Source organism: Paracoccus aerius (genome assembly GCF_014656455.1).
Classification (GTDB): domain Bacteria; phylum Pseudomonadota; class Alphaproteobacteria; order Rhodobacterales; family Rhodobacteraceae; genus Paracoccus; species Paracoccus aerius.
Window position 1 is genome coordinate 1 of sequence record NZ_BNCL01000021.1, and the last position, 26,469, is coordinate 26,469.

At 62.0% G+C, this 26,469-nt stretch carries 25 protein-coding genes and 2 pseudogenes; 11 read left to right on the forward strand and 16 right to left on the reverse strand.

What is annotated here, in order from left to right; genetic code table 11:
• Nucleotides 1-283: 283 nt before the first annotated feature.
• From IE224_RS17435 to IE224_RS17455, 5 genes are all read left to right on the forward strand, one after another.
• Entirely contained in the window at nt 284-1,042 is a 759-nt protein-coding gene (locus IE224_RS17435) for a GntR family transcriptional regulator (RefSeq protein ID WP_191312287.1), read from the forward strand.
• Nucleotides 1,043-1,207: 165 nt separating this feature from the next.
• Nucleotides 1,208-2,119: an allantoinase PuuE gene (locus IE224_RS17440; protein ID WP_191312289.1), complete on the forward strand. Its 912-nt coding sequence runs from the start codon at nt 1,208-1,210 to the stop codon at nt 2,117-2,119.
• A complete protein-coding gene (locus IE224_RS17445) occupies nt 2,082-2,585 on the forward strand; it encodes an ureidoglycolate lyase (protein WP_191312291.1) in 504 nt (167 codons plus the stop codon). The genes IE224_RS17440 and IE224_RS17445 overlap by 38 nt, the downstream gene beginning before the upstream one ends.
• Nucleotides 2,586-2,588: 3 nt before the next feature.
• A complete protein-coding gene (gene hydA, locus IE224_RS17450) occupies nt 2,589-4,019 on the forward strand; it encodes a dihydropyrimidinase (RefSeq protein ID WP_191312293.1) in 1,431 nt (476 codons plus the stop codon).
• 35 nt (nt 4,020-4,054) lie between these two features.
• Nucleotides 4,055-5,479 carry an MFS transporter gene (locus IE224_RS17455; RefSeq protein WP_191312295.1) on the forward strand — a complete coding sequence of 475 codons (1,425 nt, stop codon included), beginning with the start codon at nt 4,055-4,057 and terminating at the stop codon, nt 5,477-5,479.
• Nucleotides 5,480-5,692: 213 nt separating this feature from the next.
• Here IE224_RS17455 and IE224_RS17460 read toward each other — a convergent pair whose 3' ends face one another.
• Nucleotides 5,693-5,977, reverse strand: coding sequence for an HU family DNA-binding protein (locus IE224_RS17460; protein ID WP_229849435.1), 285 nt, complete (start codon nt 5,975-5,977; stop codon nt 5,693-5,695).
• A 265-nt stretch (nt 5,978-6,242) separates the two neighbouring features.
• Here IE224_RS17460 and xth point away from each other — a divergent pair, with 265 nt between their 5' ends.
• The 5 genes from xth (at nt 6,243) to IE224_RS17485 (ending at nt 8,948) form a co-directional block, all read left to right on the forward strand.
• The gene (gene xth / locus IE224_RS17465; RefSeq protein WP_191312299.1) at nt 6,243-7,019 is read left to right on the forward strand and encodes an exodeoxyribonuclease III; all 777 of its coding nucleotides are present in this window, start codon (nt 6,243-6,245) and stop codon (nt 7,017-7,019) included.
• Nucleotides 7,020-7,116: 97 nt separating this feature from the next.
• Complete coding sequence (locus tag IE224_RS17470) at nt 7,117-7,428, forward strand: H-NS histone family protein (RefSeq protein WP_191312301.1); 312 nt, start codon at nt 7,117-7,119, stop codon at nt 7,426-7,428.
• A gap of 137 nt (nt 7,429-7,565) precedes the next feature.
• Entirely contained in the window at nt 7,566-7,775 is a 210-nt protein-coding gene (locus IE224_RS17475) for a cold-shock protein (RefSeq protein WP_191312302.1), read from the forward strand.
• Between the two features lie 129 nt (nt 7,776-7,904).
• A complete protein-coding gene (locus IE224_RS17480) occupies nt 7,905-8,129 on the forward strand; it encodes a hypothetical protein (RefSeq protein WP_191312304.1) in 225 nt (74 codons plus the stop codon).
• Nucleotides 8,130-8,309: 180 nt separating this feature from the next.
• Entirely contained in the window at nt 8,310-8,948 is a 639-nt protein-coding gene (locus tag IE224_RS17485) for a DUF2934 domain-containing protein (RefSeq protein ID WP_191312306.1), read from the forward strand.
• Nucleotides 8,949-9,237: 289 nt separating this feature from the next.
• Here the strand turns inward: IE224_RS17485 and IE224_RS17490 are convergent, their stop codons facing one another.
• Together IE224_RS17490 and IE224_RS17495 are read right to left on the reverse strand one after the other, a co-directional pair.
• On the reverse strand, nt 9,238-9,636 hold the full coding sequence (locus IE224_RS17490) for a hypothetical protein (protein ID WP_191312307.1): 399 nt from the start codon (nt 9,634-9,636) through the stop codon (nt 9,238-9,240).
• Between the two features lie 98 nt (nt 9,637-9,734).
• Entirely contained in the window at nt 9,735-10,640 is a 906-nt protein-coding gene (locus tag IE224_RS17495) for a LysR family transcriptional regulator (protein WP_191312310.1), read from the reverse strand.
• 131 nt (nt 10,641-10,771) lie between these two features.
• Between IE224_RS17495 and IE224_RS17500 the strand changes: the two genes are divergently transcribed.
• Complete coding sequence (locus IE224_RS17500; RefSeq protein WP_191312312.1) at nt 10,772-12,046, forward strand: NAD(P)/FAD-dependent oxidoreductase; 1,275 nt, start codon at nt 10,772-10,774, stop codon at nt 12,044-12,046.
• A gap of 58 nt (nt 12,047-12,104) precedes the next feature.
• Here the strand turns inward: IE224_RS17500 and IE224_RS17505 are convergent.
• From IE224_RS17505 to IE224_RS17565, 13 genes and pseudogenes are all read right to left on the reverse strand, one after another.
• Nucleotides 12,105-12,608 (reverse strand): annotated as a pseudogene (locus IE224_RS17505) (IS630 family transposase); the annotation flags it as partial.
• A 283-nt stretch (nt 12,609-12,891) separates the two neighbouring features.
• On the reverse strand, nt 12,892-14,025 hold the full coding sequence (locus IE224_RS17510; RefSeq protein ID WP_191312370.1) for an IS110 family RNA-guided transposase: 1,134 nt from the start codon (nt 14,023-14,025) through the stop codon (nt 12,892-12,894).
• A gap of 60 nt (nt 14,026-14,085) precedes the next feature.
• A pseudogene (locus IE224_RS17515) lies at nt 14,086-14,645 on the reverse strand (IS630 family transposase); the annotation flags it as partial.
• 240 nt (nt 14,646-14,885) lie between these two features.
• Nucleotides 14,886-15,554, reverse strand: a complete 669-nt coding sequence (locus IE224_RS17520) for a GntR family transcriptional regulator (RefSeq protein ID WP_191312318.1) — start codon at nt 15,552-15,554, stop codon at nt 14,886-14,888.
• A gap of 289 nt (nt 15,555-15,843) precedes the next feature.
• Nucleotides 15,844-17,286, reverse strand: a complete 1,443-nt coding sequence (locus IE224_RS17525; RefSeq protein ID WP_191312320.1) for an amidohydrolase family protein — start codon at nt 17,284-17,286, stop codon at nt 15,844-15,846.
• Nucleotides 17,287-17,359: 73 nt separating this feature from the next.
• Nucleotides 17,360-18,925, reverse strand: coding sequence for an ABC transporter substrate-binding protein (locus IE224_RS17530; RefSeq protein ID WP_202380251.1), 1,566 nt, complete (start codon nt 18,923-18,925; stop codon nt 17,360-17,362).
• A 39-nt stretch (nt 18,926-18,964) separates the two neighbouring features.
• Nucleotides 18,965-19,927, reverse strand: coding sequence for an ABC transporter ATP-binding protein (locus IE224_RS17535; protein WP_191312324.1), 963 nt, complete (start codon nt 19,925-19,927; stop codon nt 18,965-18,967).
• Nucleotides 19,924-20,910 (reverse strand): ABC transporter ATP-binding protein, encoded by a 987-nt coding sequence (locus IE224_RS17540; protein ID WP_191312326.1) that lies wholly within the window; start codon nt 20,908-20,910, stop codon nt 19,924-19,926. The genes IE224_RS17535 and IE224_RS17540 overlap by 4 nt, the downstream gene beginning before the upstream one ends.
• A complete protein-coding gene (locus IE224_RS17545; protein WP_191312328.1) occupies nt 20,903-22,402 on the reverse strand; it encodes an amidohydrolase family protein in 1,500 nt (499 codons plus the stop codon). The genes IE224_RS17540 and IE224_RS17545 overlap by 8 nt, the downstream gene beginning before the upstream one ends.
• Nucleotides 22,399-23,595 carry an amidohydrolase family protein gene (locus tag IE224_RS17550; protein WP_191312330.1) on the reverse strand — a complete coding sequence of 399 codons (1,197 nt, stop codon included), beginning with the start codon at nt 23,593-23,595 and terminating at the stop codon, nt 22,399-22,401. The genes IE224_RS17545 and IE224_RS17550 overlap by 4 nt, the downstream gene beginning before the upstream one ends.
• Before the next feature lie 2 nt (nt 23,596-23,597).
• Nucleotides 23,598-24,539, reverse strand: a complete 942-nt coding sequence (locus IE224_RS17555; protein ID WP_191312333.1) for an ABC transporter permease — start codon at nt 24,537-24,539, stop codon at nt 23,598-23,600.
• Nucleotides 24,540-24,552: 13 nt separating this feature from the next.
• Entirely contained in the window at nt 24,553-25,521 is a 969-nt protein-coding gene (locus IE224_RS17560) for an ABC transporter permease (protein ID WP_191312335.1), read from the reverse strand.
• 135 nt (nt 25,522-25,656) lie between these two features.
• Nucleotides 25,657-26,466, reverse strand: a complete 810-nt coding sequence (locus IE224_RS17565; protein WP_191312337.1) for an aspartate/glutamate racemase family protein — start codon at nt 26,464-26,466, stop codon at nt 25,657-25,659.
• Between the last annotated feature and the right edge of the window lie 3 nt (nt 26,467-26,469).

The window sequence follows — 26,469 nt, forward strand, 5'->3', positions numbered from 1 at the left end:
CCTTCTACGCAAGCTTGAACGCAGCCGAAAAAGCAGCCTAATCATTGAACCACAAACTCTCCGGTAAACCCGGGGCGGTTCACACCGTATCGCCTGAATTTTTCTGCCATCAAGCCAGCTCAGCTTTTCCGGTGCGCCAGTTGAGCAAGAGATTGAGTGCCCTCGTGCGTGTCGCGAGTGTGGTGGAAATTGTCCGTCGTCGAATGACTTGGAGCAGGTGGCCTCAAGGAACCAACGGCTCCGCCGTAAAATCACATGGCATGAGACCGGGGAAACCCGCTAAGTGTCGCTGACCCTGAAAGCAGAGCTACACGAAGCCGATACCATGTCGAGAAATGAAAGCAGCCCGTCAGAAGGATCTATCAGTCCACGGAGAGGCAAATTCCCTGTCGAGGACATCATCTATGATCGCATCATCGCGCTGATCATGGAGAAGCACCTACGCCCCGGTCAGCGGCTCAATGAGGTGAAGCTGGCGGCGGCCTATGATGTCCCGCGCTCACGAGCGAGGCGTGTGCTTGAACGCCTGAAGGATGAAGAGATCGTCACCTTCGAACTGAACAAAGGCGCCTTTCTCAGCCGGCCGTCGGCCGAAGAAGCCCGGCACGTATTCGAAACCCGGCGGCATCTCGAATATGCCGGCCTGTCCCTCATCTGCGAGCGGGCGACAAAAGGCGACCTCGACGTCCTGCGCGAGCACATCCTCGCCGAGCAGCGGGCCTTCAGCGAACAGCGCCGCGACGCGAACCGCCTCGCGGGTGAATTCCACGATCTTCTAGCTCAGATGACGAAAAACCCAATTCTCGAGAAGCTGCTGATCGGCCTTGTCCGGCGCTGTGTCCTCATTCAGTCGGTTTATGAGGTGGAAACGAACTCGCTGTGCCTGACTTCCGAGCATTCGCAGATTGTAGATGCCATCGAAGCGAAAGACGCGCAGGCAGCCATCAAGGTTATGGCTCAGCACTTTGACCATATTGTAGGCAGTCTGGACCTGCGGGAGGATCGTGAGCGTGCGACCGACGTCTACGCTCTTCCCAACTGATTTCTTCTAATCCGTTAATACAAAAAGACGACAGCGCAACGCAGTGTTCTTGATCTGTCGTTGAACCCGCAACTTCAGTCTTTTTGTGTGGAAATAATACTTGCCAGATAAAAAACCTAGCTCCTAAAGTGCATGCAATCTTGCACGCATTGCTAAGGGCTCTTCATGAACAAACCTGCGCGCGACTTTGTTGGATACGGCAGACAGCGCCCCACAGGTCGTTGGCCAAACGGCTCAAAGCTCGCTGTAAATGTCGTCGTCAACTATGAAGAGGGGTCAGAAAGATCCTTCGCGATGGATGATCCAGACCAGGAGCCGATGACGGAGTGGGGCGCCTATCCCTTTCCGAGAGACATCCGCAATCTCGCAATGGAATCCATGTATGAATACGGCTCTCGGGTCGGTGTCTGGCGGGTATTGGATGCCCTGAACCAAGCCGGGATCAGGTCAACCTTCTTCGCTTGCGCCGTCGCGTTCGAACAGAACCCCGAGGTTGCGGCCGAGGTTGTGCGCACCGGTCACGAAGTCTGCAGCCACGGGTACCGTTGGGAAGAGGTCTTTCGCCTTACCCGGGATCAGGAACGCAAACATATCAGGCTGGCGCTCGACTCCTTTACCCGGACATGCGGCAAGCCTCCTGTCGGCTGGTACTGCCGCTATGGAGCAAGCGTCCACACCCGCGAACTGCTCGTGGAGCATGGCGGCTTTCTTTATGACAGCGACGCCTACAACGACGATGTCCCATACCGGGTCGACGTCAACGGCATCTCACAGCTTGTCTTGCCCTATTCGTGCGACATCAACGATCTGAGGTTCTGGATCGCGCCAGGCTTTATAACGGCCGATGACTTCTATCGCTATCTTTGCGAGAGCTTGGACGTGCTTCTGGCCGAGGCAGAACAGGGTCCGCGCATGATGTCGATCGGCCTGCACCCCCGCATGATTGGCAGGCCGGGCCGCATCCGCGCCCTGAGCCGCTTCTTCGACTATGCCAAGGCAAAGGAAGGCGTTTGGTTTGGCACGCGCGAGGAAATCGCGCATGCCTGGAACCAACGAGATGGCCAAAATGGCGTATGACCTCGTTGCCGAGCCTCTCTCCGTCGAACGCTGCTCTGGTTATTGCGATCTGCTTGCGCAGCAGGGTGACACGGCCTGCAGCCGCGATCCGCGCGAGAATGCCCGGCTGGTCATCGAAATCATCAGCGTCCAGCCTGCCGATCCGGCGGCCGCGACTTTCAGGATGGAACGTCACCCTACGTCGGCGCAGGCCTTCATCCCGCTTGATGACGGGGACTATCTGATCGTCATGTGTCGGAGTGATGCAGGGGATCGCCCCGATCTTCAGGATCTGCGCGCCCTGATCGTGCCGGGTCACACTGCCATTCAGTACCGGCCGGCCATATGGCATGTGCCGATGCAGACCGTCTCAGACCCCGGACGGTTTTGTGTCGTGACCAACAGGGCAGGCACGCCGAACGACTGCGAGTGGGCCGAAACCGAGCCCTTCACGGTCCACCTCAAGCCTCATCTCAAGCGAGCCTGACTCATGTTCGACATTATCATTCGCAACGGAACAATTGCCACGGCCTCGGACGTCTTCATCGCCGACATCGGCCTTCGCGACGGCGCAATCGTCCAGATCGGCGGTGAAATGACAGAGGCGCGGCAGATGATCGATGCCACTGGCAAGTATGTCCTGCCAGGGGGGATCGACAGTCATGTCCACCTGTCGCAGCCCCAGCCTCCGGGCATCGAGATGTGCGACGATTTCGAAAGTGGCACCCGGTCCGCTCTGATCGGCGGCAACACAACAGTCATGCCGTTCTGCCTGCAGGAAAAAGGCCGCCCGCTACGCGAGGTGTTGGCGGAATATCATGCGCTTGCCGAAGGTCGCTGCCATACCGATGTCAGCTTTCACCTTATTATCTCTGAAATCACGCCGCAGCTTCTGGGTCAGGAACTCCCTGCGCTGGTTGAAGATGGCTACACGTCTTTCAAGGTCTTCATGACCTACGAAGGGCTGCGGCTGCGCGATGACGAGATCCTCGAGACCATGGATTGCGCTAGGCGTTCGGGAGCCTTGGTGATGGTCCATTGTGAAAACGAAGATGCGATCCGGTATCTGATCGGCCGTCATGAGATGGCAGGCGATGTCGCGCCCAAGGCCCATGCGACGACTCGACCAACCCTTGTAGAACGTGAGGCGGCGCACCGTGCGCTGAGTCTGGCGCAAGTTGTCGACGTGCCAATCGTTATTGTTCACGTCTCTAACCGAGAGGCGATGGATGAGATCCGCCGCGCCCGCGAGCGCGGCCAGAAGGTCATAGGCGAAACCTGTCCGCAATACCTGATGCTGACCGCCGATGACCTTGATCGCGACAACTGGGAGGGTGCGAGATATGTCTGTTCGCCCCCACCGCGTGACAAGGCCTCGCAAGAAGCATGCTGGGAGGGCCTGGAGCAGGGGGTCTTTGACATCTACTCCTCGGACCATTGTCCGTTCCGCTTCAACGATGACAAGGGCAAGCTGAACCCACCGGGAAAAACGAGCTTCCGCCATATTCCAAACGGAATTCCCGGCATCGCGATGCGCCTGCCCATCCTGTTCTCGGAAGGGGTCATGAAGGGACGGATCGACATCTCGCGCTTCGTTGCGCTCAGTTCCACCAATCACGCAAAGACCTATGGCCTTTACCCGCGCAAAGGCTCGATCACGATTGGTGCGGATGCTGATCTCTCGATCTGGGATCCTGCGGTCCAGCGTCGGATCACCCATGATGATTTGCAGGACGGTTGCGACTACACCCCCTATGAGGGGCTCGAGGTCCAAGGCTGGCCTACGACCGTCCTCCTGCGCGGAGAGGTCGTAGTCGATGATGGCCAGCTGGTCAGTTCGCGCCGGGGTGTCCATCTGGCTCGCGACCGGTCGCCGCTCGCAACCAAGGTTTTCAACGACAAAACACAGCCAAGTATTTGATCGCCGACCACCGGGATCAGAACAGGGAGACAGGAATGCAGCATACCCATATTGAAAGGGGCGCCAGCGCCCAAAGCCTGGAAGGGCAGCTGACCCGCGCCCTTGATGCGATGCCGGTCAGAAGTGCCCATATCTGGCTGTTGCTGCTTGTATCGTTCGGCGCTCTGCTGGATGCGATGACGCAGGCCAATATCGGCTTGGTTGCACCACGCCTTGCAGACCTTTGGGGCATTTCCGCACTCCAAATCGGGCTGCTGTCGACCTTGACCTTTTTCGGCATGGCAATCGGGTCAGTCTTGGCAGGCTACACGAACGACCGTTATGGCCGGAAGTTCACCTATACTTATAACCTCGCTCTTTTCACTGTTGGCTCGCTTGTCGCGGGTCTTTCTGGCTCTGTTGAAGTTCTTCTCATCGCGCGGTTCATGTGCGGAATTGGCCTCGGCGGTGAGCTCAGCACCGCGTTGACACTGATTTCCGAAGTTATGCCGACCCGTATCCGAGGTGCTGCCCTAGGCGTCGTCAATGTCGCGGCAGGCGGGCTGGGACTGCTGATCGCACCCGCTCTTGTCACATTGATGCTTGGGCCGCTCGAACCGGTCTTTGGCGGACCGGAAGTTGCTTGGCGGTGGGTCTTGGGCATTATGGCCGTTCCTGCGCTTGCCATCTTCGTCTACCGCATCTTCCTTCCGGAATCCCCTCGGTTCCTGCTGGCAGAGGGTAATGTGGATGAGGCAAATTCGGTTCTGACACGGCTTTCGTTGAACCGGCTGCGCAAGCCCCGCGGCATGGTGGTCAAGGAATTCATCAAGGCCGGTGCAACTGAGCGGCTCGTGTCGCAGAAAGTTCCTTTCAGCGCGATCTTCCAGGGTGAGCTGTTCCGCCGGACGGCCGTTGTCTGGACGGTCATCGCCATGACGTTCGGTGCCCAGCTGACGATCCTCGTGTTCATGCCCACGGTGCTCGTGTCGCGCGGCTATGACCTGCAATCCTCTTTGCTCTACACAACCATCATCAACATTGGTGGCCTTGTGGGGGCACTTATGGCTAGCTACTTTGGTTATCGTGTCAAGCGTCGGGCCGTGCTGGGCTTCGGATCAGTCTTGGCGATCTTTATAGCCTTAGCCTTCGGCTACTCTGAGACGTTTGGGCCGATCCTGTTCTTCGGGGGCCTCCTGCAGGTGATGTTCATCCTGCTGAACACCACCGCCTGGATGTGGGCGCCCGAGCTCTACCCGACCCGCGTACGTGGCTTCGGTACAGGATGCGCGGTCACTGTCGGCTTCCTCTCAGCCTCTATTTTCCCGCTGCTTGCCGGTTATCTGTTTGAAAGCGGCGGTGTCGCCGCGATGTTCGCGATGATCGCAGTGATGTATGTCGTGATGGCGCTCGCCGTCATGTTCGGTCCTGAAACGCACGGAAAGTCTCTTGAGAGCGTTAGTGGCGAGGAAGCGCTGTAGCTATCCGCTCAGCCGTTCTCTCAAAGGAAAGAGCAAGGGGGGCTCAATCGCTCCCTTTGTTGTTGCTTTGACGTAAGCTGCCCCATAACACCCGTTGATAATCATCAATGCGATCGGCAATCATCTTGGGTTGCGCGGCACGGGGCCGAATGGACCCGTTGTCCTTTTCGCCTTGCCCCCACGGCATGCGGGAGCAAGCCATGTCGGCGGCGATTAAGAGTTGACGCTGTCCTTCAGAGCCTTGGCCACCGTAAACTTTACTACGCGATCGGCAGGCTTTGTCATCGCCTCGCCTGTTGACGGATTGCGGACCTGTCGTTCGGGACGATCCCGACAGGCGAGCTTGCCCAAGCCAGGAAGGGTGAGGGCGCCACCCTCGGCCACAATCGAGGTCGCAACTTCGGAGAGCGCATCAAGGACAGAAGAGACATCCTTTTTCTCAACGCCAGACTTTTCGGCCAGAGTGGCAAGCAACTCGGTCTTGGTCATGGGCTTCATCGTTCTTTCATTCTCATGTGAATATCTGGGATAGGGGTAGCCAGTGTCGGCCGGTTTTGCCACCTGAATGCGATTTATGCCAAGGTCAGGGCGCGCGTGGGATAGGCTTATTTAAAGACGAGATTAAGGCGTCGGCAAGTGCCGACGGTCGCAGGTGCAAGTGCGACACAATCTTCCGGCAAATGACGTTCCGCTCCCTGCTACGGGCGGCGCCTGTAACGAGGCTCAAAGCCAGAGCACCTGATGGGAGAGGAAGGGCAGGGCCATGCGGATCGCCACTTACAACATCAACGGCATCAATAGCCGGCTTGAGACGCTGCTCGCCTGGCTGGCTGAGACACAGCCCGACATCGTCTGCCTGCAGGAGTTGAAGGCCCCGCAGGCGAAGTTCCCGGAGCGGCAGCTGGCCAAGGCCGGCTACGCTTCCGTCTGGCACGGCCAGAGCCGGTGGAACGGCGTGGCGATCCTATCGCGTGTCGGTGAGCCAGTCGTGATCCGAAGGGGACTGCCCAAAGAACCCGATCCGTCGCAAAGCCGCTATATCGAGGCGGCGGTGAATGGCATCCTGGTGGGCTGCCTTTATGCTCCCAATGGCAATCCCGCACCGGGTCCGAAATGGGAATACAAGCTCACATGGCTAAAGCAGTTCAGCGCCCATTCAAAACAGCTGCTTGCTCTGGACGTCCCGGTGATCCTGGCAGGCGATTACAACATCATTCCGGCCGAGTGCGATGTCTACAATCCAGACCCCTGGCGCGATGACGCCCTGTTTTTGCCAGAGGTCCGAAAGGCCTATGCGTCCCTTCTGAAACAGGGCTGGTGTGATGCCATTGCGACCATCCATCCCGACGAGCCCGTTTACACCTTCTGGGATTATCTGCGACAAGCCTGGGAGCGGAATGCCGGATTGCGGCTCGATCACCTGCTGCTCTCTCCCGATTTGGCAGCAAGACTCAAGGACGCGGGAGTTGATCGGGATATGCGAGCTCGGCCGAAAGCCAGCGATCATGCTCCAGCCTGGATAGACTTGGCTAGCGAGTGATCCGATTTTTCCTTGAAGATCAAACACGCTTTCCAGATGAGAGGCTTTCCTGTCAGGAGTGGTTTCTGTATTGCGACAGGCAAATGAGGAGATCGTCATGGACATCAATTACAACGAACTGTCACTCGAGCAGCTGAAAGAGATCAACAAGAAATCAGCCGCAGCCATTGCCGATTTCGAGAACCGTCGGAAAAAGGACGCCATCCAGAAGGCGACCGAGATCGCCAAGGCCGCGGGCTTCGCCTCGCTCGAAGACATGCTGGCCGCTCAGCCTGCCAAGCAAAAGGCCGAGCCGAAATACCGCCATCCGGAAAACTCTGAGCTCACCTGGAGCGGTCGCGGCCGAAAGCCCGGATGGATTGCCGAAGCTTTGGAAGCCGGAAAGTCGCTGGACGATTTCGCGATCTGATGGTTCGCTCTAACTTTGGGATATGCGCTCAAGGGAATGCGCATGCCTCATCCAATTATCCGGCTGGCATAACTGCTAAACCTCTTCCGCTGCCATCTGCCTCAGCGTTCAACAGGTTTCTTCCGAAAGGGTTCATCATGGCCAGAGGTACCGTCAAATGGTTCAACGCCACCAAAGGGTTTGGCTTCATCCAGCCCGACGAGGGCGGGCAAGATGTCTTCGTGCATATCTCGGCGGTCCAGCACTCGGGCTTGGCCGAGTTGGTCGACGGCCAGAAGGTGTCCTATGACCTGGAGCGTGACAAACGCTCTGGCAAGATGTCGGCCGGAAATCTGCAAGCAGGGTGAGCGGGGGGTGCCGTCCTTCTTCACCACCCCATTGCTTCTGGTGAGGATACACCGCCGGGCAAGGCCAGGCATGTTGCGTGGCCTTTGTTCATGATCGGCAGCTCAGCAAGGCCATAAGGGAGACCAGAAATGACCGAGAACCGCAGTGACGCACGTCTGAAGGCCGAGCTTGTCTTTGGCAAACTGCAGGCTCCACCCTCCGCCCGTGATCGCGCGTTCGAGGAGATCAACGCTGTTCGGGCGGCGGGGGCGGAAAAGGTCCAAAGGCTTCGGGAAGCCCGGCTGGCCAGGGAACTGCAGGACAAGGCTGCGCTGAAGAGGCCATCAGAACCTGGGTTGCCCGAAACATCCTGAGCACGGCTGCAGCACAGGCAACCCCTTGCAATTGCCCTTGGCAGTCGGAGGATGGCTGCAGACAGTGTTGGCAAGCTGGCGGGGGCAAGCCACCTCCAAGGTCAGCCGACCTGAACCTGTCCTGATCCGAAACCTGATCCCACGCCCACCCGTTGTTGATCGCACACACGAGGAGACATCATGATGGAAGACCGCACACGGCGGATCGAGGAACGCGCGCATTCTCTCTGGGAGATGGAGGGTCGTCCCAATGGCCGGGACGCGCAGCATTGGCAGCAGGCGGAACGCGAGATCGACACGGAAGACGCGGCCCGGGCATCCGCCTCGGCCGACACGGCCGCGAGGGGCCGCAAGCCAAAGCCGAAGGCTGCAACGACAAAAGCCAGAAAGGCCGCACAGGCAAGCCAGGACCCGACAGCCGGTCCGACTGCGGATGCTGCCACGGAGGAGCCGGCCAGGACCCGAGGCCGCAAGCCAAAGGCTGCAGCAGGGGACGAGTCCGAGGCGCCGAAGGCAAAACGCGGCCGTCCTTCCAAGGCCGCAGCCGAAACCCCGGCAGCGGCATCAGCATCGGGCAAGGGCCGCAAACCAAAGGCGGCGGCCGCAGAGGGCGGCGAGGCGCCAAAGGCCGCGCGAGGACGCAAGGCAAGGGCTGCATCAGAGGCTGGACCGGTCGGTGCAGCGGCAGACAGGGAGCCCGCGCCCCAAGACCGCGCCGCTCCGGGCGAGGCCAAGGATCGCAGCCCGGCGGCGGATCTGGACACCCAGGTGTCGCGAGAGGCCGCAGGACCTGCAGAACCCTCTGGGACGGCTGAGTGAAGTGAACCCTGTACCGGCTGGCCATCGAATGGCCCTTTGCGTCGCAAGGCTGCGCAAAGGGCACTGCCTGTCTCCTACCGGCGGTCGCTGCAGCGGCGCGAAGACTTCTGGTTCAGGCAGTCAAGGCCAGTGCTGCTAAACTTCTGCGCTGTCTGGTCTGTCAGAGCTTTGCTGACTGCCGGTAGGGCACGCGATCGTCGGCCGTCGAGGCCTAAAGCTGGCGCCCGTGGTCATCGTGACATGCTCCGGGCAACACCATTCATCATAATCGACTGCTCGCTTACGGGGGTCATTTCTTGGCCAACGCGCGTGCCATGTCTTGCATTCGGTTTATGGACTCAGCCACACCTGTTGTCGCTTGAGAGACCGCCGGATGCGCTACAAACGCCATCGTATTGCGACTGATCGTGGTTTTACCTTCATAGGTTTGCTCGGCCGCTTGAGCCATGGTCTTCACCGCTGAGGCCGCGTTTTTATCGCCTCCCATATAAGACCCTACACTCCTTCCCGCTATGAGGCCAACAGCCGCCAAGCCCATCATTTGCATGTGTCCAGACACAGAACGAACAAGGAAGGGCAGCCGCGCCATGCAGAGCAGGATCAGGATCATCAGGACGATGAACGGCACAAAGGCCCCGATGCTGGCGAAGTTGGAGGTTCCGATGCGTCCTACCAAGTCAGTTCCCATGGAGATCATGATCGAGAAGATCGAGGCGATGAATAGGGGGTTAGAGGGACCAGCTGACGCAGGCTGATATCCACCGCTCGAAGAAGCCCTTTGTTGCTTCAAACAAGGTCAGGGCAATGACAATCCTCCATGCTGTCCCGCAGGAAAGACAAGAGCAGCGTCAGGGCGGGACCAAGTTTTCCTTGGTCGCTCCATACGAGATAGTAACACCCTTTCGTTTCGGTATAGCTGGGCCAAGCGCGCACCAGACGTCCCTCGGCGAACTGTCGTTCGGCGAGATAGTCGGGCAGAAGCGCGATACCGAAGCCAAGCGCGGCAGCATCGGCCATGTTCGTAAATTGGTCGAACAGCATTCCGCGTAGACGGACCGCACGGGTGCCCTGTCGGTCGAACCATTCCTCCCAAGCCCCCGGCCGACTTTCCAGATGCAGAAGGGGCTTGGAGAGCAGAGAGGTGGAATTCTCTTCATCCGGAGCCAAGTCCGGATGGCAGCAAGGGATCACCCGCTCGCCTGCAAGAGGCAGATAATTTACCCCCGTCCAGTCTCGACCACCAAAATGAACTGCGGCGTCGATGCCTTCGCGCGCCAAGTCGAAGGGCGCCAGCCGGGTCGAGAGATTGACCGTGACTTCGGGATGGCGCCGCGCGAAAGCCTGCAGTCGCGGCGCGAGCCAGTGCATTCCGAAGGCGGGGCGGATCGCGATGTTCAGGCTGACCCGCGACCCCGCCGCACGGAGCTTGAGGCTGGCACGCGCCAGATCACGAAGGCAGTCCCTCGCGGCATGGGCGTAGTCGATCCCGCTTGGCGTCAGTGTAAGTCCCTTTCCGCTGCGGCGGAACAGTTCGACCCCAATTTGGTCCTGCAGGATTTTCAACTGCCGGCTGACTGCCGAATGCGTCAACGCCAGGTCTTCAGCCGCGGCGACGACCGAACCCAGCCGGTCCACCGCCTCGATCGCCAAAAGCGACTGGATCGACGGCAGGAAGCGGCGCGGTGCGATCATGTGACTTTTCCTTCATGTTCCGTGAGAAATCATTGTTTCTGCACGGCGCGGCCTGCGGATAGGGTGGTCCGGCTGCCATGCCCCGCGCATTCGCGCGATGCCATCGCAGCATTCTTGGTTCTGGATGGAAGATGAAAAGCAAAGGCAATCTTTGGCGCGTGTCGACCACGGTTTCGCAGGTGGCCCAGCCCTTGCCGGAAGACAAGTCGGTGGATCTCGTGGTGATCGGGGGCGGGTTCACCGGAAACTCCGCCGCGCTCGAGGCGGCACGCCGCGGGGCGAGCGTGGCCGTTCTTGAGGCCAGGACCGTCGGCCACGGGGGATCGGGACGAAACGTCGGGCTGGTCAATGCCGGCCTGTGGATCCCGCCCCAGGAGGTGATCGGAATAATGGGCAATGCGGCCGGCCATAAGCTGATGGCTGCCTTGGCCGAAGGTCCCTCGCGCGTCTGGCGCATCATCGAGGACGCGGGGATCGACTGCGAAGCCACCCGCAACGGGACGTTGCACCTGGCTCATTCGGCAGCCGGGGTCAGGAACCTTCAGGAAAGGCATCGCCAAGGGGCGGCGATGGGTTGGCCGGTTGAATGTCTTGATGCCAAAGAGACCGCGCGGCGCACTGGAAGCCTGGCCTTCTACGGATCGCTGTTCGATCCCCGCGCGGGCACGATCCAGCCGCTTTCCTATGCGCGCGGTCTCGCGGCCGCCGCGCATGAAGCCGGTGCGCGGCTTCATGATCAAACGAAAGTGACGCGCATCCGGCAGTTGGGGGATAAATGGATCATCGAAGCGAACGGCTTCACGGTTCGCGCGCGGGCCCTGTTGCTGGCGACCAACGCCTATTTCGACGGGATCGAGATGGGCTTTCGGCCCGAGTTCGTCGCCGTCAGCTACTTCCAGTTTGCCACGGCCCCCATGCCTGCAAGACTGCGCGAAAGCATCCTGCCTGGTGGCGAGGGATGCTGGGACACTGCTGTCGTCATGTCGTCTTTCCGCATCGACGAGGCGGGCAGGATGATCGTGGGCGCGGTGGGCGATCTGGACGGCCCGGGCCGCCCGATACACGCCGCTTGGGCGCGGCGGGCCCTTTCGCGCGTTTATCCGCAACTGGCCGACCTCCCGTTCGAGCACGACTGGTGCGGGCGCATCGCCATGACGGCGGACCACATCCCGAAGATCGTCGCCCTGGGCCCCAACGCCTATGCATCCTTCGGCTATTCGGGTCGGGGTATCTCGCCGGGCACGGTTTTCGGGACGCAGGCGGCCATCGCCCTTCTGGAAGCGGACGAGAGCGTATTGCCGGTCGCGCCCGTCCGCACCCATCGCGAGCGGTTGGTGCGGGCCAAGGAAGTCTATTACGAAAGCGGCGCGGTGCTGACCCATGCGTTGCGACCTGCACTGTTCTAGGAACGTTCAGCGTGCGCCGGGCTCCGGAACGAGAAGAGCGCTTCTTATACCAACGGCATTATCCACTGACCTGCGCCCAATCGCGTGAGGTGATTGAAGCGACGCGTTCCGGCATTGCGAGGAGCGTGTTCCAGGCATCGCAGCAGACGTCGACGATGGCTTCGTAGCTGTCGAAGACCCGGTTCGCGAGGGTGTTCTGACGGAGGAACTGCCAGAGGTTCTCGACCAGGTTCAGTTCCGGACTGTAAGGTGGCAGCGGCAGCAGGCTGATGTTGGGCGGGATGATGAGGTCTGTGGAGCTGTGCCAGCCAGCACCATCGAGAACAAGGAGCGCGTGTGCACCGGGCGATACCTGCCCGCTGATTTCGGCCAGGTGGGCGTTCATCGCCTCCGTGTTCGCGTAGGGCATGACGAGTGCCGCACCGATCCTGCGGGCCGGGCAGACCGCCCCGAAGATGTAGGCCCAGGCGTAGCGGCAGTCTTTTGGCGCCCGCGGGCGTGTGCCCTTTCTTGCCCACACGCGTGTCAATGTTCCCTGTTGACCCACCCTGGCCTCGTCCTCACATGAGGGTTCAGCAGTCAAGCCGTCATTTTCGTTTCCTTCGATCCGTTAAGGGGAGCTTTGTTCCTGTCGATAAAGGTCCGGGGTCGATCGCTTTCGCAGCCGCGGCTGCATCACCTTACATACAGTCGGGTCTTGACCCGTACCACGATGCCTCATTCACGAGGCCTTCCCCGGCGAGACGCGACCAACCTGGAACTCGGCGGTCTGAACGGCCGCCAATGACGAAAACGGTCGCGCTCCCTTCTCGACGCCAGCCGGTGTCCCGGCGGTGTCGATCCTCTTACGCCTTGAGCTTCATACCCGCTGGCAGCACACCCGTCTCGACGTAGCGCCACAATGTGACAAGCAGTTTGCGCGCCATGGCGACGATTGCGATGCGTCGGCTGCGTCCGGCCAAGGCGCCGACACGCTCACGGAACCAGGCGGCCAGCCCGCTGTCCGGCTGGTAGCGCAGCCAGAGCCAGGCGAGTTGTATCAGCGTTGTCCGCGCTCGAGCGTTCCCTGCTCGTCCGATCCCATGGTCCCGATCCATGGCCCCGCTCTGATGTGGTATCGGTGCAATGCCGACATAGCTCGCAAGCTGCCGGCGGTTGTCGAAATGGCGATAGAAGACCTCACGCGTGAGCACAGCTGCGAAGGTGTCGCCCACGCCTCGGATGCGCGACAGCGCTGCGACCTTGCAAGAGGCGTCATCGGAGGGGGGCGTTGCCAGCATTGTTGACCGCTCTCCCTCGATCTCCCGGATCAACTCCATGGTCAGCGTGAGCCGGCGCTTCAACCTGTCAATCTCCGCACGAAGAAGCGGCGGCATGGCGCGACCGTCCGCTGTCCGCAAAGCGTCCATCCCGGCGTCCCAATAACGCAGGGAGGGGCGCTTGCGAATGCCCTGGGTAAGCAGAAGGGCCTCTATGCGGTTCTCGATCCGGACGCGCTCTTGCACGAGACGCTCGCGCTCCCGATGCGGACGCTTGGCGTCTTCCTCCTCGGGAGTGGGAACACGCAGGACGCTGCAGATCTGGTGGTCGCCCCGATGGCGGGCCATCAGCACTCGCAGCAATCCTTGCGCATCAAGCCGGTCCGTCTTTGCGCGTCGCGATCTGCGGCTGATGAGGATGCTGGTGGGCTCCACGATGACGTTGTCGATACCGTTCGCGACCAGAAGCCGATGCAGCCAGAAGCCGTCCGGCCCCGCCTCAAAGCAGGAGGCGACCGCGACGGATGCGCCAAGGCTGGCTTCCGTGCGTGTGCAATGCGCCGCAACAAAGCCGAGCAGCCTTGCCGTGTCGCCCGCCTCCAGGCGATGAAACACGAGTTTCTCGACGCCAGGCAGGCGCACGGCGACAAGCCAGATCGCCCGACTGAGTTCGAGCGCAACATAGACAGTCGTATCAGCTGTATTGTCGATGGGTCGCATGATCAGCTCCATGGGCATGAGGGACCCCGTCACTATCCGCGAAGCCCGGCCTCATAGCATCTGGAACCAGATCTCCAAGGGCTTTCCTTGCGCTTCGTCAGGCAAGGCCGCGCGCGCCAGTTCGGCAAAGTTTTTTATATACCGCTTGTGCTTCGCCATCGGCCTGCGGATGGCGCGGCCGGACTGAGAGACGGTGCAAAGCTGAGCCGGTGAAGGATCGCGCTCATGGTCCTCTCCGCCACGCGAATGCCAAACCGCTGCTCAACCACGTCGCAGAGGTCAATCCGACGCCAACGCACGACCCCATCCGTTTCCGGGTCCGGCCCCGTCTCGACGATCACGGCGAGGTCGCGCATCTGCTCGGCGCTGAGCCGCGGGGGCCGCCCGGGAAGCGGCCGGTCAACCAGGCCGGCCAGCCCTTCGGCATTGTAACGGTGAACCCAGTCACGCAGCGTCTGCCGATCCATACCGCAGCTCTGTGCCGCTTCCGTCCGGCTTCGCCCGTCAAGCACATGCGCCAGCGCAAGCATCCGGCGCGTCGCTCGCGCGTCCTTCACGCGAGCCGCCTCTCGCCGCAGATCCGATGCTGAAAGGTCCGTGCGTGTGATGCCCACTGCCATCCTGATCCTCCTCCGCCTTGCAAGGGAGTGAATCAGAGGTCGGCCGCAAAGAAAACCACCTTCAGAGTCGATGGTTCATGCCGCTGGTATTATTGGTTAAATTATTTTATTAACAAGATCCCAAGGTCAATCTTTGCTACCAAACCAGAACAGGCCGTTGAAAACCCCATAAGGAGCGCGGAAGGCTTGAAGCAACACAATGTGTCTGGAGCCTAACGGAGGCCAAAGATGTCTCCTTCTTTACCTGCCGAGGGTCTGGCGCAGGTCGCTTGCCTCGGCCGCCGCATCAAAGACCAGTTGGGCCTCGATATGGCGCAGATGCGCTTCCAGCAGGTCGCCGGCCCTTGTCCCGTCGCCGCTTTGGATGGCGGAGGCGATCTCGCCATGCTCCTTATCTTGGCAAAGAACATGGCTTGAACCTGCAAACAGGCCGATGATGAGGGAACTGCGGATGATCAGTTCATGCAGGAACTCGGCCAGGACGTCGTTCTGCCCGATCTTGGCCAGGACCATGTGAAACTCGCCTGACAGGCGGATGGCCTTGGCGCGGTCCCCGTTCTTGCGTGCCAGGATCTCGGCCCCCACGACATGGTCCAGTTCCGCAAGGTCGGCCCCTGTCGCGTGCTGCGCCGCGTTTCGTGCCAGGGTCTTCTCGATGGCGCGGCGGGCCTGGAAGACGTTGTGGGCCTCGGGCTGGCTTGGCACGCGCACGAAGGCACCCCGGTTGGGCCGCAGCTCGACCGTCTTTCGGGTCGCGAGGATGACAAGCGCGCGACGCACATCGGTCCGGCCGCAATCATAGATCTCGCACAGCTCCGGCTCGCTCAGCTTGGTGCCGGGGCGCAGGCGCCGTTCAAGAATGGCCTCGACCACGCCGTCGACGATCCGGCTTTCTGCATTCACTGCCATGGGACTGCGTTTCTCCTCCCTGCCCGGGGAAATTATGCCGCCGATCCGGGCAGCACAAGAAGCCCCACGCCAACTGCGATACGAATCGATTACACATCACATGCTAATCGTCCACGATCCAGAGACAGAAACAGGCCGGAGACGCCCATGATCCTTCAGGTGGCGACGGTAGGAATAGGAACCTCCGCAATGGCTGCGGGTGGCTTGAGTGCTGGCGTCCTAGGCGCCTTGGGTCTTTGTTCCTCTACCCCCGAGGCAGCAAGGCGGGCCATTGAGGAGGTACAGCAGCTTATTCCTTAAAAGTTCTGTAAAGCTGACCCCAACCTGGATCATGCATGTAACGACTGGCTCCAGAACGTTGCACCAGTTTGATCGCTTCTTGTTCAGCTCTACGGAGGGCCTCGCCCTCGTCCGTGGTTGTCACCCGTCCTCCTTCCAGCAGAATATTCCCATCGACCATCACCAAATCGACATCAGCGCCGGTGGCTTGGTGAATTAGCCGATGAACGGGCATCCACTGAGGCGTGAGGTGCGGCCGGTTCATGTCTACAATAACCAGATCCGCTTTTTTTCCGGATTCCAGCGATCCAATCTGGTCCTCCATCCCTAGAGCGCGGGCCGCGTCGATGGTGATCATCTCCAGCACCTTGCCCGGGGGAAAGAAGAAGCGGTCGTGATTCCGCAAGACGTGCTGGACAGACTGGAATAGGCGTGCGGTCTGAAGCATGTCGAAATACCGACTGGGGGCGGTACCATCGGTGGTAAGTGCGACGTTGATGCCGCGCGCCATCATCTCGATCACCGGAGTAGAACGACCGGGAGGTGCGTGGGTCACGTGCGTGCCGGTCTCGGCCAGGATCTCGATCTCGGCCGGAGAGATGCCCCAGCAATGTTGCAGATGGATATCGGGACCCAGAAGGGCGTTTTCCTTATCCTGCCAAGCCAGACGGATATGACCGGCGAAGGCATCGGAATGCAATCGGACGCGGTGCTTCCGCGCCAGTTCCCGCACGATGCGGGCATGCATGCGGTCGTCCGGCGTCAGCGCAATGGCTTGGTCGGGGGTCGAGATGTTCGAGGTCTCGATCGAGGGGACGATGGTGAAGGGCGTCAGGTAGACGCGGATGCGGCCATCGTCGCTGCCGTCCAACATCTGGATCGCGGCCTCGGCCCCTTCCATCATCTCGGCAAAGGTAACACTGCGGCGCTTTGGTTCCCCTGTTTCCCAGCGGGTCACCTCGCGTGGCCACGGCAGGCCGGCAGGGCCGATGCAAATGACTTCGCGGAGCCCGATCTCGGAATAGGCGCGGGCGTGGTTGACCGCGAATACTGGATCGTCACTCCGCGGCATGGATGAGATAATGCTCACGCCGGTTGTCACCCCCGCGCGCAGCCGTTCCAAGCCGGAGACTAGGCCGTCGGCATACCAGAATTCGCGCGTGGTCGCATGGTAGTAGATCGGCGTGACGATCTTCATCCATTGCGGATTGACGTCGGACGCGATGCTGCGGATGAGGCAATGGCCTGCATGGCCATGGGCGTCGACCAGCCCGGGAATAATTAGCTTGCCCCGGCAGTCGATGATGCGGTCGCCGGGCTGGGCAAGGACCTCTGCGTCGGGACCAACCTGGTCGATCCGGTCATCCAGCACGCGCACCGCCCCATCCTCGATGATGCGGCGCTGCGTATCTACGGGGATGACGGTCGCGTGCCGGAAGACGATGGCGGTCATGGTCTGGCCTGTCGCTAAGGTGAGGGACGGCGCCCGGTGGCAGGCGCCGTCTTGCTGCAGGTTCCGGCGCGCCTTACTGGGCGACGGTGGTGAACCAGTGGCGCGGCTTGTTGTCCGCCCGCAGGTCAATGTTCTCGACACGGTCGCGGCTGGCCCAGGCAATCGGCTGCTGGTGCAACGGGATCAGCAGGACCTGTTCCTTGGCGATGCGAAGGGCCTGTTCCTCAAGCTTCAGGCGCTCGGCCGGATCGACGGCCTCGGCTGCCTGCTTGACTAGGGCATCCAGCTCGGGCACCGACCAGCCGCCATAGTTGGCCACGCCGTATGCGCCCTCCTTCGTCGACAGAACCTGCGACAGCAACGAGAAGGCGTCCAGCGTCGGCTCGTTGGCCCAGCTGAGGTTGAACATCTCGGTATTGCCCTGCGACCGCTTGGGCGACTGGACCGAGCGCGGTCCCATGTCGATATCGACCTGCAGGCCGGCGCGGGCAAGCATGTTGGCAATGCCCTGGCACCAGTCTTCCTCGTTGATGCTCTCGTCGTTCATGCAGGTATAGGTGACGCGCAGCGATTCCGCTCCAGCCTCTTTCAGCAGTCCCGCCGCTTTTTCGGGGTTGGCGGGCTCGAAGGTGTCAAGCGCCTCGGAATAGCCGGCTACCTCGGGGGCGATCAGCGACCCCGACGGCCGGGCTAGGCCTCGCATGACCCGCTGGTTGATGAGGTCGCGGTCGATCAGCGCCTCGATGGCCTGGCGCACCTTGATGTCGTTGAAGGGATTGGGGCGCCCGTCCGGCAGCGTCTCGCGGCGGTTCATCGCCACGAAAACGGTGCGCAGTTCAGTCAGCGTCTGCACGTTGATTGAAGGGTCGGCTTTTAGCCGTTCCAGATCCTGCATGGGCGCGCTGTCGATCAGGTCCACCTCGCCCGACAGAAGGGCGGCGATGCGGGTCGCGGCGGACGTGATCGGCACGAATTCCAGGCGGTCGATGTTGTGCTTGCGGTCGTCCCACCAGCCGTCGTTGACTAGAAGCACGGTCTTGCTGTCGGGCGCACGGCTTTCCAGCTTGAAGGGCCCGGTTCCGTTCGTGTTGTTCGTCGCAAACCCTTCGACGCCCGCGCCGAAGTCGGTCGGCTTTTCGGTGTTGTTGGCTTGCAGCCAGCCCTGGTCGAAGACGAAGATGTTGGTGATGTCGTTCAGAAACAGCGACGACGGCGTGGTCACGCCGATCTCGACCGTCATGTCGTCGATCTTCTTGATGTCCTTGAACAGCGGCATGTTGCCTTTCAGCGGAGAGGCCGGGTCGGCCGCACGCTGGAACGATGCCACCACGTCGTCTGCGGTCATGTCCGCGCCGTCATGGAACTTGACCCCTTCGCGCAGCTTGAAGCGCCAGGCCGGCCCCTCGACTAGTTCCCATTCGGTCGCAAGCGCAGGCTCTAGCCCGAAGGTTGGATCATAGCGCACGAGGCCTTCGTAGATGTGGTTCAGGAAGGCCAGGTTCGCAGTCGAAGGGATCGAGTTCGGATCCAGCGAGTAGATATCCGCCCGAGAGCCCCATTTCAGCGTGTTTTCGGCATGGACGGCCGCAGCGCTGACCGAAAGGGCAAGGGCCGCCGCGATCGTGGTGAATAGGTTCATCGACATCTCCTGTTGGCTTTGTTTTCTGGTTGGGGGGCGTCAGGCGAAATGGCAGGCCACGCGAGCGCCGTCGGGCTTGGTTTCCAGATTCGGGCGTTCGGTCTTGCAGCGGTCCTGCGCCAGTGGGCAGCGCGGGTGGAAGGTGCAGCCCGAGGGCGGGGACAGCGGGCTGGGCACTTCGCCCGCGACGATCTTGCGGTCGCGATGCGGGCTGTTCACGTCCGGGATCGTTTCCAGCAGCAGCCGGGTGTACGGGTGCTTTGGATCGGCGAACAGGACCTCTGTCTCGGCATGCTCGACGATGCGACCCAGATACATGACCGCGATCTGGTCGGACATGTGGCGCACCACGGACAGGTCGTGGCTGATGAAGAGATAGGTCAGCCCCAGTTCGTCCTGCAGCCGCCGCATCAGGTTCAGGATCTGCGCCTGCACCGACACGTCAAGCGCACTGGTCGGTTCGTCGCAAACCAGGAATTCGGGTTCCGACGCAAGCGCCCGCGCGATCGAGATGCGCTGCCGCTGCCCGCCCGAGAATTCATGCGGAAACTTGTCGCCGTCCGCTACATTCAGGCCGACGATGCCCAGTAGCTCGGCCACGCGTTCCGCGACCAGGGCCTCGGTGTCGCGCAGCTTCAGTTCCCGCAGCGGTTCGGCGATGATGGTCTTGACCCGCCAGCGGGGGTTCAGCGAGGCGTAGGGATCCTGAAAGATCATCTGCGCCGACAATGGCTGTCCCGACCTGCCCGGCGCAAAACGGATCTGGCCGGAGCTGGGCGGATAGATGCCCGTCACCAGTCGCGCCACCGTGGATTTGCCGCAGCCGGATTCACCGACCAGGCTCAGGCAGCCTCCGCTGGGCACGCTGAAGCTGACATCGTTCACGGCATGCAGGTAGCGCCGTTCCTGACGGTAGAGGAGGCGGCTGAGGAACGGGGCCGACACGTCGAACACACGGTCCAGCTTCTCAACCCGCAGCGCTGCGGTCTGCGTGGCGGTCATTCGACACCTCCTTCGTAAAGCCAGCAGGCGGCCTGGCCCGACCGGGTGGGAATAAGATCGGGACGGTTGCGGCGACAGCGGGGTCCGGCCAGGGTGCAGCGGGGATTGAAGGCGCAGCCGGCCGGGATCGCGTTCAGCCGCGGCATCGCGCCGTCGATCTGGTGCAGCGTCCGGACGCGCGCCCCAAGCGCCGGGATCGAGGCCATCAGCCCGCGGGTATAGGGATGGGCAGGCGATTTCAGCACGTCCTCAACCGGGCCGATCTCGATAAGGCGGCCGGCATACATCACTGCGACCCGGTCGGCCGTTTCGGCGATCACGCCCATGTCGTGGGTGACCAGCATCACCGCCGTGTCGTGTTCCTTGCACAGCTTGCGTAGAAGCCCCGTGATCTGTGCCTGAATCGACACGTCCAGGGCCGTGGTGGGTTCGTCGGCGATGATCAGCTTGGGCCGCGCGGCCAGGGCCAGGGCGATCACCACGCGCTGCCGCATGCCGCCCGAAAACTGGTGCGGGAAATGATCCACGCGTTCCTGCGGGGCAGGGATGCCCACTTCCTGCAGCAACTCGACCGCGCGCGCGCGGGCCTGGGCGCGGCTGGTGCCGGGGATATGCTGGCGGATCGTTTCCGACAGTTGCGCCCCGACCGTGAACAGCGGGTTCAGCGAGGTCAGCGGATCCTGGAAAATCGCGCCGATCTCGCGGCCGCGCACCTTTTCCATTGCGCGGTCGCCCAAGCCATCGATGCGTCGGCCCGCCAGACTTATCTCTCCGCCGGCGATGCGTCCGGGGCGTTCCAGAAGGCCCAGGATCGCGGCCCCTGTCATCGACTTGCCCGCACCGCTTTCGCCGACGACCCCCAGGATCTCGCCGGGGCGGATGTCCAGGGTGATGTCGTTCAGCGCGGTGACGGTGCCGTGTCGGCCGGGAAACTCCACGACCAGGTTTCGGACTTCCAAGCAGGACGGCGTGGCATCAAGCATTCTGGCTTTCCTTCACGGGATAGCTGGGGGGAAAGATCTCCTCGACCGGGGGATGGTCCCAGGTCCGGGCCGGGTATTGCGCCACAAGGCGGTCGTATTGCTGCTGCGCCTGCACGCGGGCCCGGGCCATGTCGATGCCCGCGACTTGACCCGCCCGCATTGACAGCCGCCCGTCGACGAAGACCGCGTCGGTGACTTTCCCCGACCCCCCGACTACCAGGGCGGCGATCGGATCGACGGTCGGGGCCATGACCGGATCGTCCAGGCGGAAGACGGCGATGTCCGCCTTGGCCCCTGCGCGGATCACCCCCAGGTCGTCGCGGCCAAGCGCCCTGGCGCCGCCCAAGGTCGCCGCATCGAACAGGTCGCGGCAGGCGATACGGTCGGGGCCGCCGTCATTCATGCGGCAGGTGATCAGCCCCACCAGCAGGTTCATCAGCATGTCCGCGGGCGCGGTATCGGTCCCCATCGCGATCGTGATGCCCATGTCCCGCAGGCGCGAGAAGCTGTTCAGGCTGCTGCCCCCGCGACCCGACACCAGCGGGCAATGCACGACCGACACCCCGTGGCGGGCGTAAAGGGCCAGATCCTCATCCGTCGCATGGGTTCCGTGCGCGGCGATCAGCCGGTGGGACAGCAGCCCCTCACGGGCCATCCAGGCGGGGGCCGTGGTGCCGTGCAGGGCGCGGACCGTCTGGACCTCCATCGCGCCCTGGGCCATGTGCAGGCGGACTTTGATGTCCAAGTCCTCTGCGGCCCGCATCGTCGCATGCAGCAACCCCGCCGTCGAGGTCTCGACACGGTCGGGGGCCAGCATCCCCTGAACCAGCCCGCCGTGCCGCCCGGTCTGGCGGCGGATATAGGCCACAGCATCGGCCAGCCCGGCCAGGCCGCGTTCCTCGTCGAAATGGGGGCGCATGTCGCCGGGGCCGTGAAGGACCATTCCGCCCGAACGATAGGCGGGCGACAGATAGACGCGCAGGCCCAGATCCCCGGCCGCTTCGGCAGCGGCATCGAATTCGGCCACAGTCTCGCCCCATTCGCGGTAGAAAAGCGATGCGATGGGCGCGGCGGTGGTGATGCCGTTCAGCAGCAATTGGCCGAAGGCAAAGCGCTTCTGGAAAGCCAGCTCCTCGGGCGAATACATCTCGTACGGACCGGCCTGGACATAAGACAGTGGCCAAACGCGGCCCTTCTTCCAAGGCGGGAAATGGTCGATGCCCAGGATGGTGGTGTCCAGATCCGACAGCGCGTCCAGATCGATCAACCCCGGAGAGATCAGCGCCGCGCCCAGGTCGATCCGGCGCGCGACCTCTCCGGCGAAGTCGTGGCCGGCAAAGATCACCCGGTCGCCTTCGATTACGACCTCCCCGCCCTTGAGAAGGATAGGGCCGCTTCCGTCATGGGCTAGAACCCAGTCTGCGGTCAGGCAGGTGCGTCCGGCAGGGCGCGCGCCAAGGGTCAAGTCGGCAATGGAATGGCGGTTCGTCATGGCATGTCCACCACGCAGGCCCCACCCCGGGCAACGACCTTACCGCCCTTGACCACCAGCGGCCGGGGTGCGCGGTTGACCACGGCATGGGCGACGGTTTCGCCGTCCAGCAGGGTGAAGTCGGCCTTGCAGCCGATGGCCGCGCCATAACCGTCCAGCCGCATGACGTCCGCGCCGCCCTGCGAGACGATCTCCAGGGCCAGGCGCAGGTCGCGGTCCGACCGGAAGCCGTTCTTCATGCCAATCACGGTCGCCCGGTCGATCATGTCGGGCTGGCCCCAAGGGCCCCAGGTATCGCGGATGCCGTCGCAGCCCGCCCCGACCCGCACGCCCGCCGCAAGCAACTGCTTGACCGAGGGCACGGCCGCCGAAGGCGCGCCCGTGGTCAGGATCGCGATGTCAAGCGCGGCGATCTCGTCGATCAGGCGGCCGACTCGCGCGTGGTCGTTCATGCCAAGCGCGAAGGCATGGCTGATCGCGAAGCGGCCCTGCATCCCGTGGACGCGGACCCGTTCGAAAATCAGCTCCATCGTGAAGGCGCCAAGCTCTCCGGCTTCGTGCAGGTGGATGTCCACGTCGCAGCCATGCCGGTCGGCCAGGACGAACAACGCATCAAGCTGGCCCTTGGGATCGCGGTCGATGCCGCAGGGATCGATGCCGCCCAGGACTTCGCATCCGTTCGACAGGGCCTCGTCTAGCAGCTCGACGGTGCCGGGCATGACCATCACGCCCGATTGCGGGAACGCCACCATCTGGATGTCGACGATGCCTGCCAGCTTTTCGCGGGTCTGCTGAACGCCCTCCATCATCCGCAGGCCGTGGGTGGTGTCGATATCGACATGGCTGCGGATATGGGTGGCGCCATGGGCGACAAGCCCGATGGCATGGCGCAACGACTGACGGTGCGGGTCGATGTCTAGGGTCAAGCGATTTTCACGTTCAAAGTCGATGCGGCTGCGCAGGACGGCCTCTCGGTCGTTCTCGTGCCAGGGCATGCCCCAGGTGGTCTTGTCCAGATGCGTATGCGCGTCGATCAGTCCGGGCCACAGGATCGCGCCATGGCCGTCCTCGGCCGGGGTGGCGTCCGGGGCGGTCAATTCGGAACCGATCCCGGCGATGAGGCCGTCGCGGATCAGCAGGTCCGTGGCCTGCCCGCCCAGCGGGCGGACGTTCTTCAGAAGCAGGTCGGTCATGATCATCTCAGCTTCGGGTTAAGGGCGTCGCGCAGCCAGTCGCCCAGCAGGTTCACGGATACGACCAGCAGTGACAGTTGCAGCACCGGGAAGATCACGATCCACCACATGCCGGAGAACAGGTACTGGTTGCCGACCCGGATCAGCGTCCCCAGAGAGGGCTGGCCCGGCGGCATGCCGATGCCCAGGAAGGACAGCGTGGCCTCGGTCAGGATGGCCATCCCGAAGCTCAGCGTGGCGGCAACCAGCACGGGCGTCAGCGTGTTGGGCAGGATGTGGCGCGCCATGATGCGGCGGGCCGGCACCTTCAGAAGCTTGGCCGCCATCACGTATTCCTTGCCCTTTTCCACGATGGTCTGGGCGCGCACGGTCCGGGCATATTGCACCCAGCCGGAAATCGTGATCGCCAGCACCAGCACGGCCGAGGCGCCGACCTCGCGCAGGTCGGGAGGCAGCATCTGGCGCACGACGGCCGAGACCAGGATGGCGATCAGGATCGTCGGGATCGACAGGACCACGTCGCCGATGCGCATCAGGATGTTGTCAACGATACCGCCGAAATAGCCCGCCACCAACCCCATGCTAAGCCCGATCAGCAGCGAGAACGTGACCGAGGCGATGCCGATCATGACTGAGGTGCGCGTCCCGTAGAGCATGACCGACAGCATGTCGCGCCCCTGGGTGTCCGTGCCCAGCAGATACGGCCATTCGCCACCCTCCAGCCAGATCGGCGGCAGTTCGGATTTCCACATGTCCAGCTGCGCCGGGTCATAGGGGTTCTGCGGCGCGATCAGCGGGGCCAGGAAGGCCGAGACCACCAGAACCAGCAGGACCACCAGGGCGATCCGGGCGGAGGGCGATCGGCTGAAGGACCACCACAGGTCGCTGCCGCGCGCACGGGCCAGCCGCGAAGGCCGGACGGGAAGTGCATTCAGGTCGGCCATGGATGGATACCCCTTATTTCGCGTCGCGCAGACGGGGGTCGATCACTGCATAGGTGATGTCGACCATGGTGTTGAGAAAGACGAAGATCAGGGCGACGATGCACAGATAGGCCGCCATCACCGGGATATCGATGAAGGTTACCGCCTGGATGAACAGCATCCCCATGCCTGGCCACTGGAACACCGTTTCAGTGATCAGGGCGAAGGCGATCAGCGTGCCGATGTTCATTGCTGTCAAGGTCACGACGGGCATCAGGCAGTTGCGCAGCGCGTGGCGGAAGTAGATGCGGTGGCGCGGGATGCCGCGGGCACGGGCGAATTTCACATAATCCGACCGCATAACCTCGAGCATTTCGGCCCGCACCAGTCGCATGATCAGGGTCACTTGGTACAGGGACAGCGAGATTGACGGCAGGATCAGTGCCATTAGTCCAGACTTGGTCAGGAAGCCCGTGGACCACCATCCCAGCTCCACTACCTCTCCGCGACCAAAGGCCGGCAGGATGCCCAGGGTGACGGAAAAGACCAGGATCAACAGAATGCCCACCACGAAACTGGGCAACGACACCCCGATGATCGAAGCAAACTGCAGGATCTCGGAATACCAGGTGCCGCGCTTGATGGCTGTCAGGATGCCCAGCGGCAGGCCGATCAGCAGCGACAGTACAGTGGCCACCAACACCAGTTCCATTGTGGCGGGAAAGCGATCGGCGATCAGGCCGAGGACCTCCTGTCCGTTGCGATACGAGATGCCGAAATTTCCCTGAGCGGCATTAGCAACAAAGCGGACGTACTGGACCAGGAAATTATCGTTCAGCCCCAGCCGTTCACGCAGTAGGTCACGGTCTGCCTGGGTTGATTGTTCGCTGGACATCATGTCCACCGGATCGCCGGCCAACTGGAAGATCAGGAAGGCCAGGAACGACACCGCAAGCATTACGAGCGCCGCATTCAGCAGTTTCTTGACGACGAATACCAGCATGGCCGGATGGCCCTCCCTTATCGCGCAACGGGTCTTCGCCCATCGCCGCCATCCTTGGCGATGGCGCTGTTGTCATCCGAAAGTGTACGTCAGGTCATCTTGCTGTCAACTAAATTGTAGACAATAAAGGCAACATTAGGATTTTGCTTCTTCTGTTTGCGGCTCTGCAAAAAATGTGTTGGGATTGCCCAGAGGGTTGGCAGTGGCCAAATCGGATAGAGCCTGCGGTATCTTCGCAGTTGATTCCGCCTTGATGCGCGGGAAGGCGTAGGAGTTGACTTTAGCGGTTTTCAGCCCCGCGCCGACTAGGGCCTCTGCCAGCTTGACAGCGACGATGACGCCATCGATTACTGTTACGCCAGTTTCCTCGGACAGGCGATCTGCAAGGTCCGACATGCCTGCGCAGCCAAGGACGACTGCCTCGGCCCCATCCTCATCGCGAGCTTTGGCAATCTCGGCCAGAAGCATGGCATAGGCATGACTGCGGTCGGATTCGAGCGACAGAACTGGCAGATTAACAGCGCGGACCCGGCGGCAGTGGCGATTGGCACCATAGCGGTCCACCAGATCCTCAATGGCGGGGATCGAGCGTGGCAGGGTGGTGATGATTGAAAATCGCTTGGCCAGAGTCATGGCGGCCTGCACCCCAGCCTGGCAGATCCCGATCACCGGCCCCGCCGCAACTTCACGTGCGGCGTCCAGACCGGGATCGTCGAAGCAGGCGATGACCGTGGCTTGGGCGCCGTCGGCCTCGGCGGTACCGATCTGGGCCAGCATCGACGGGACAGCCCTTGCCTCATCCGCAAAACCTTCGATGCTCAGGGGCGCATCAATGCCGGTTCTGAGTATGATTTCAGTGGATTGCAGAGCAACCCGGCGGGCTGACCGGGCCGCCTGTTCCGTCATTGAGGCTGTCTGGTTCGGATTGATAATCAAAAGGCGCATCGG

Bases quoted from the DNA above. Each gene is read 5' to 3' on its own strand.
- IE224_RS17535 (WP_191312324.1), bottom strand. From the start codon at position 19,927: ATGACCGCCACGCAGACCGCAGCGCTGCGGGTTGAGAAGCTGGACCGT.
- IE224_RS17455 (WP_191312295.1), top strand. From the start codon at position 4,055: ATGCAGCATACCCATATTGAAAGGGGCGCCAGCGCCCAAAGCCTGGAA.
- IE224_RS17480 (WP_191312304.1), top strand. From the start codon at position 7,905: ATGACCGAGAACCGCAGTGACGCACGTCTGAAGGCCGAGCTTGTCTTT.
- IE224_RS17565 (WP_191312337.1), bottom strand. From the start codon at position 26,466: ATGCGCCTTTTGATTATCAATCCGAACCAGACAGCCTCAATGACGGAA.
- IE224_RS17470 (WP_191312301.1), top strand. From the start codon at position 7,117: ATGGACATCAATTACAACGAACTGTCACTCGAGCAGCTGAAAGAGATC.
- IE224_RS17540 (WP_191312326.1), bottom strand. From the start codon at position 20,910: ATGCTTGATGCCACGCCGTCCTGCTTGGAAGTCCGAAACCTGGTCGTG.
- IE224_RS17490 (WP_191312307.1), bottom strand. From the start codon at position 9,636: ATGGGAACTGACTTGGTAGGACGCATCGGAACCTCCAACTTCGCCAGC.
- IE224_RS17440 (WP_191312289.1), top strand. From the start codon at position 1,208: ATGAACAAACCTGCGCGCGACTTTGTTGGATACGGCAGACAGCGCCCC.
- xth (WP_191312299.1), top strand. From the start codon at position 6,243: ATGCGGATCGCCACTTACAACATCAACGGCATCAATAGCCGGCTTGAG.
- IE224_RS17510 (WP_191312370.1), bottom strand. From the start codon at position 14,025: ATGCGACCCATCGACAATACAGCTGATACGACTGTCTATGTTGCGCTC.
- IE224_RS17460 (WP_229849435.1), bottom strand. From the start codon at position 5,977: ATGAAGCCCATGACCAAGACCGAGTTGCTTGCCACTCTGGCCGAAAAG.
- IE224_RS17550 (WP_191312330.1), bottom strand. From the start codon at position 23,595: ATGACCGACCTGCTTCTGAAGAACGTCCGCCCGCTGGGCGGGCAGGCC.
- IE224_RS17445 (WP_191312291.1), top strand. From the start codon at position 2,082: ATGCCTGGAACCAACGAGATGGCCAAAATGGCGTATGACCTCGTTGCC.
- IE224_RS17560 (WP_191312335.1), bottom strand. From the start codon at position 25,521: ATGCTGGTATTCGTCGTCAAGAAACTGCTGAATGCGGCGCTCGTAATG.
- IE224_RS17485 (WP_191312306.1), top strand. From the start codon at position 8,310: ATGATGGAAGACCGCACACGGCGGATCGAGGAACGCGCGCATTCTCTC.
- IE224_RS17545 (WP_191312328.1), bottom strand. From the start codon at position 22,402: ATGACGAACCGCCATTCCATTGCCGACTTGACCCTTGGCGCGCGCCCT.
- IE224_RS17495 (WP_191312310.1), bottom strand. From the start codon at position 10,640: ATGATCGCACCGCGCCGCTTCCTGCCGTCGATCCAGTCGCTTTTGGCG.
- IE224_RS17555 (WP_191312333.1), bottom strand. From the start codon at position 24,539: ATGGCCGACCTGAATGCACTTCCCGTCCGGCCTTCGCGGCTGGCCCGT.
- IE224_RS17475 (WP_191312302.1), top strand. From the start codon at position 7,566: ATGGCCAGAGGTACCGTCAAATGGTTCAACGCCACCAAAGGGTTTGGC.
- IE224_RS17500 (WP_191312312.1), top strand. From the start codon at position 10,772: ATGAAAAGCAAAGGCAATCTTTGGCGCGTGTCGACCACGGTTTCGCAG.
- hydA (WP_191312293.1), top strand. From the start codon at position 2,589: ATGTTCGACATTATCATTCGCAACGGAACAATTGCCACGGCCTCGGAC.
- IE224_RS17530 (WP_202380251.1), bottom strand. From the start codon at position 18,925: ATGAACCTATTCACCACGATCGCGGCGGCCCTTGCCCTTTCGGTCAGC.
- IE224_RS17520 (WP_191312318.1), bottom strand. From the start codon at position 15,554: ATGGCAGTGAATGCAGAAAGCCGGATCGTCGACGGCGTGGTCGAGGCC.
- IE224_RS17525 (WP_191312320.1), bottom strand. From the start codon at position 17,286: ATGACCGCCATCGTCTTCCGGCACGCGACCGTCATCCCCGTAGATACG.